The following is a 4,900-nucleotide window of genomic DNA, read 5'->3' as shown; positions in this document are numbered from 1 at the left end:
TCAAAATGGTTTATTATTAGTTTATTCTAATTATCAAAGAAATAGACAATCAGCATTTTGCACGGCTTAGAGCTTTTGTTTATTGGCACGTGTTTTAATCTTCCATCAAAGAAAAGAGAATCTCCTTCTGTTAAAGTATAAGTTTCATTGGCAATCAAATAATCTACTTCACCAGAAAGAATATACTTATATTCATAAGCATCTGTCGTAACTTGATCTCTATAACTATTTGGTTCTAAAGTCAAAAAGACGATATCTACGGTCGAATTTTTTATTGTGCGAGTCAAGAAACGTTCATACAAGAAACCATTTGAACCTTCTTTTTGAAATTGATCATAACTATCTTTCCTTTTTATAATAACCAATTCTTCTTCTTGCGAAATATCTTTAAAAAATTCGCTAAGATTTACTTGTAAGGCTGTAACTATACTCAAAAGAACCGTTAAAGATGGTATGCTTCTTCCGTTCTCAATCTGAGAAATCATTCCTTTTGTCACACCGCTTAAATCTGCAAGTTCCTGTAACGTAAAGCCTTTCTCGGTTCTATATTGTTTGATGCGTTTACTAATTTCTAAAATTGCAACTCTTTCCATGCTTAGTATATGTATACAAAGTTTATTTTAATTAGATATTATCACATCTTTTGTTTACATATAGTAAACAAAGGTGTAGTGATATTGCACGGTAAAAATAAACAAAAAATATGGAATTGACTGTAATTGATAAAGGCTGGCACTATAGTCCAAGACGAAAATAAAGTTGGAAAAGTAGGAGATACTATGTCTCACTTACAGCAAGGAGAAAATGCAAAATGTAGCTTAGTAGTTGGAGTTACAACGGGTACATGCCTTTGTGTCTAGAAAAATGATTTTTTATTTGGCAAAAATTGTTTTATATAATGTTCGATAAAAATAAAGAAACGTAATTTCTATTAGCTTGCAAAAATTTGTTCTTCAAATGCCTTTTGTATAATTTTACATGCTATGTATGAAATATTCCAAAAGTATCTAGAAGAAAAGACGGAACTGACACAATCAGAATCAGAACGTATTCAATCATTTGCTATTATTAAAAAACTACGCAAAAGACAATATCTGCTTCAAGAAGGAGATGTCTGGAAATATGATGCTTTTATTACGCAAGGCTGTGTTAGAACTTATACCGTTGATGAGAAAGGAAGCGAACACGTAAATAGCTTCAGTATTGAAAATTGGTGGACAGGAGATCGTGAAAGTTTAATGATGCAACAGCCTTCTCGTTTTAATATTGATGCTATAGAAGATACAGAGCTTGTTCTTTTTACCCACGAAAATTTTGAATTGCTTTGTAGAGAAATTCCAGCTTTTAATAATATGGTAAATAACATTCTGCAAAGAAGTTTTATAGCTGCTCAAAACAGAATTCAGGCGTCATTGACTTTAACAGCCGAAGAAAAGTATCTAAACTTTGTAAACAAATATCCAGGTTTTGCTTCTAGAATTCCGCAAACCATGATTGCCTCATATCTTGGCATGACACCAGAAACACTAAGCCGTATTCGGAAACAAACGGCAAAGAAATAATATATAAGGAGCTTTTAAAGCTCCTTTTTTTATGCCTTCTTCCAAACTCTTGATCTATATCAAGTTTTTACTTATTTCTAATCAATGTGCAGGTTTTGCATTCGTCGCAACTTTGTAATGTTCAAAAGAAACAAACATTATAAACTTTAAATAATAGAAATCATGTCAAAAACAATTTTCATTACAGGAACAAGTACAGGCTTCGGGAAATTAACAGCTGTAACATTAGCAAATGCAGGCCATTCAGTAATTGCAGGAATGCGCAATACAAATGATAAAAATGCCGCTGTTGCGAAAGAATTGCAAGAAATCGAAAACATTGAAGTAGTAGATATTGATGTTACAGATGATGCATCAGTTAGTAAAGCAATCGAAAAAGTATTAGTTAAATACGGAAAAATTGATGTTCTAATTAATAATGCAGCAGTAAGCGGTTTTGGTTTGCTTGAAGGATATTCAATTGATCAAGTTCGTAAAATGTTTGACGTAAACGTTTACAGCGTACTTCGTATGTATCAAGCAGTGCTTCCTTCTATGAGAAAAGAAAAAAATGGGCTTGTAATTAACATTACAACTGGAGCAAGCGGACATACACTTCCTTTTATGGTTCCGTACATCGCATCAAAATTAGTTGTAGAAAGTTTTACGGAAGGTTTGCAAGATGAACTTGCAGATTACGGAATTGAAAACGTAAGCATTCAGCCAGGAGTTTATCCGACAGAAATGAATAACGGTTCTAAAGCTGGAATTCATGCCGATAAAGAAGAAATTATTGAAGAATATGGAGAAGCTGCAACTGAAAAATTCAATGCTTTAGGAACAGCATTATTTGGAAAAATGGCCCAGTTTGATATGAATCCACAAACTATTGCAGATGGTATTTTAGAATTGGTAAGCATGAAAAAAGGAGAGAGACCACTACGTTTTCCATTAGATGCCATTGCACAAGGAACCGATAAAGAATTCATTGAAGCTCGTGCCAACATTAAAGCAAAATGGGTAGCAGCTTACACCAATTAATTTTTGAAAACACTAAATAATTAAAAACATAGAAATAATCATGAAAACAACTCATAATAAATCAAATAAAAAAATACAAACTTCGGCAGCCGCAATGCTTAATTTATTAATACTCTTTTCTGCTTCAGAAAAAACTGTAGCGCAAACTAGCGCAGAAATCGTCGGAATCGATCATGTCGGAATCAATGTTCCAGATCTTAATAAAGCTGTTACATTTTTTAGTGATGTACTTGGATTTGCACCTGTGACACAATTAGGACCAATTCCGCTTGATGCTGATTGGAAAAAACTAAATAACATTAATCCAAATACAGGAGCCGTTACCATAAAAATGATCAATGCAGGAAACGGTGCAAGTATTGAAATATTTGAGTACGCAGATAACAAGGGAAGTAAAACACACCCAAATACCGATGATATTGGAGCATCTCACATCGCTTTTTATGTAAATGATATTAAAGCATCAGTTCAATATTTAAAAAGTAAAGGCGTAAAAATTTTAGGAGAACCTTTTACAATGCCTTCTGGCGATACGGCTGGAGAAACTTGGGTTTATTTTGAAACACCTTGGGGTTCTAAAATGGAGTTGGTTTCGTATCCAAACGGAAAAGGATATGAAAAATCGAATCCAAAAACGGTATTGTGGTCTCCAAAAAACGCAACAATAAAAAAAGTTTCTGAAGTAGATTTTGATGCTAAAAAGAATACAGCAATAGTAGAAAATCATCTAAAAATATGGAATGAAAAAGATGAGGTAAAACGTAAAGCTTTATTGAATCAAGTATATGCTTCAAATGTCGAAATGGTGGATCGTCATTTTATTGCCGAAGGAATTGACGATATCAGCAAGTTTATTGTAGAACTTCAAACTAAAAATCCTGATTTTAAATTCACTGTAAAATCTCTTGAAACTAATCATAATATTGCTCGATTGTATTGGCAATTTGGTTCTAAAGCAAAACCAGCTGTGGTAAGCGGAATGGATTTGTTTGTGATTGAAAATGGGAAAGTGCAGAAACTTTATGTTTTCGTAGATTCAAAAGAATAATTTTTGATTCATTTTAAAAGTTTTAAAAAGCCAGACCAATAAGGTTCTGGCTTTTTAAGTTTCTAAACTTTTTTGCTTATTGTTATTTATATAGTTGAATAATTTTCGTTTTTTTACTTCTAGAAAATGTATCAAAAAACTTTAACCTTAAAGTAAAAATCTATGATAAGAATATTTTTTGCCATTTTAAGTTTAGCGTTGTTTAGCTGTCAGAATAAAAACGTTCCAGCATCGAAAGATTCGGCTTTAGAAACAATTGAGCTTCCTAAAAAGAACAAAAATAACACGCCTGAAAAAACAGTTAAAAGCGAAGAGGATTCTACGGTAGATTATAATAAAATTTATAAAGTGATGGAAGTTGATGTCAAGCCGGACTATGTTGGAGGTATACAGAAATTTTATGCTTTTTTGAATAAAAACTACATCATGCCAAAAGACCCAGATAATGATGATCCGCTTCAAGGAGGCATTTTTGTTAAGTTTGTAATTGAAAAAGATGGCAGTGTGTCTAATATAGAAATCCTTCGTGACATTGGATATGGAACAGGAAAAGAACTAGAAAGACTTTTAAAAATATGTCCTCATTGGATTCCAGCTAAGAAAAATGGAAATCCAGTACGTTGTTTGTATAGTTTTCCTTATTATATTCAATCGACACTTTACGATGTAAATCATTAAAGAGAAGATTTGATTTTATAATATTCTTCTAAGAAGATTTTTTAAGAACTAAAAACAATCCAACAGCAAAACCTAATCCCATAAGTGCGGTTTTAGCAAAATTGAAGTCTCTTTTTAGAGGTGGATTTCCATAGATTCGTAAAGGTTTTTTTGAGTTCGAAAGTACATTTCCCGGATTACCTTCTTTATCTTGGTTTAATTTCATTTTCATGCGAAGCGCTGTCGACGCTGTATTACTAATTATTTTTGGAAATAATTTATACGTATTGGTAATTGCAGCGGCTTTAAAATCTGGAAACAAATCTTTTTTAGGATGTTTTGCCAAATAAACCATTTTAGCAGCCGTTTCGCGCGGATCTGAAGCAATAAAAGGAATTGTTATATCAAAACCCGAATATTTAGCAGAATGCAGATTTCCCGTAGAATTTTGCAATTGTGGATACAGATTGCAAACATGAATGTGTTTATGATTAGAAATTTCTCCTTGCAAACATTCCATCATTCCTTTAATTCCAAATTTTGAAGCAGAATATACAGCGCTGTAAGGCGCAGGCATAAAACCTCCAATCGATACATTATTAATTAATATACC

Annotated in this window: 6 protein-coding genes; 4 read left to right on the top strand and 2 right to left on the bottom strand. The window is 32.4% G+C overall.

The annotated features are described in order from the left end of the window. Nucleotides 1-26: 26 nt before the first annotated feature. On the bottom strand, nt 27-593 hold the full coding sequence (locus tag B3J44_RS10990; RefSeq protein ID WP_286968489.1) for a helix-turn-helix domain-containing protein: 567 nt from the start codon (nt 591-593) through the stop codon (nt 27-29). Nucleotides 594-983: 390 nt separating this feature from the next. Here B3J44_RS10990 and B3J44_RS10985 point away from each other — a divergent pair, with 390 nt between their 5' ends. The 4 genes from B3J44_RS10985 to B3J44_RS10970 all read left to right on the top strand — a co-directional run bounded on the left by B3J44_RS10985 (nt 984) and on the right by B3J44_RS10970 (nt 4,308). Then, nucleotides 984-1,562, top strand: a complete 579-nt coding sequence (locus B3J44_RS10985) for a Crp/Fnr family transcriptional regulator (RefSeq protein ID WP_198856215.1) — start codon at nt 984-986, stop codon at nt 1,560-1,562. A 162-nt stretch (nt 1,563-1,724) separates the two neighbouring features. Further along, nucleotides 1,725-2,582, top strand: a complete 858-nt coding sequence (locus B3J44_RS10980) for an SDR family oxidoreductase (protein WP_286968488.1) — start codon at nt 1,725-1,727, stop codon at nt 2,580-2,582. Between the two features lie 40 nt (nt 2,583-2,622). After that, a complete protein-coding gene (locus B3J44_RS10975) occupies nt 2,623-3,630 on the top strand; it encodes a VOC family protein (protein ID WP_286968487.1) in 1,008 nt (335 codons plus the stop codon). A gap of 162 nt (nt 3,631-3,792) precedes the next feature. Further along, the gene (locus tag B3J44_RS10970; RefSeq protein ID WP_286968486.1) at nt 3,793-4,308 is read left to right on the top strand and encodes an energy transducer TonB; all 516 of its coding nucleotides are present in this window, start codon (nt 3,793-3,795) and stop codon (nt 4,306-4,308) included. A gap of 28 nt (nt 4,309-4,336) precedes the next feature. On the opposite strand, the gene B3J44_RS10965 is transcribed toward B3J44_RS10970, so the two are convergent. After that, on the bottom strand, nt 4,337-4,900 hold a 564-nt coding region (locus B3J44_RS10965), incomplete at its 5' end, for an SDR family NAD(P)-dependent oxidoreductase (RefSeq protein ID WP_286968484.1).

Source organism: Flavobacterium sp. UBA4854, from assembly GCF_002399805.1.
Taxonomy (GTDB): domain Bacteria; phylum Bacteroidota; class Bacteroidia; order Flavobacteriales; family Flavobacteriaceae; genus Flavobacterium; species Flavobacterium ginsengisoli.
Note: the sequence above shows the minus strand (reverse complement) of the source record. Positions and strands in the feature narration are given on the sequence as shown.

Bases quoted from the DNA above. Each gene is read 5' to 3' on its own strand.
- B3J44_RS10990 (WP_286968489.1), bottom strand. From the start codon at position 593: ATGGAAAGAGTTGCAATTTTAGAAATTAGTAAACGCATCAAACAATAT.
- B3J44_RS10985 (WP_198856215.1), top strand. From the start codon at position 984: ATGTATGAAATATTCCAAAAGTATCTAGAAGAAAAGACGGAACTGACA.
- B3J44_RS10980 (WP_286968488.1), top strand. From the start codon at position 1,725: ATGTCAAAAACAATTTTCATTACAGGAACAAGTACAGGCTTCGGGAAA.
- B3J44_RS10975 (WP_286968487.1), top strand. From the start codon at position 2,623: ATGAAAACAACTCATAATAAATCAAATAAAAAAATACAAACTTCGGCA.
- B3J44_RS10970 (WP_286968486.1), top strand. From the start codon at position 3,793: ATGATAAGAATATTTTTTGCCATTTTAAGTTTAGCGTTGTTTAGCTGT.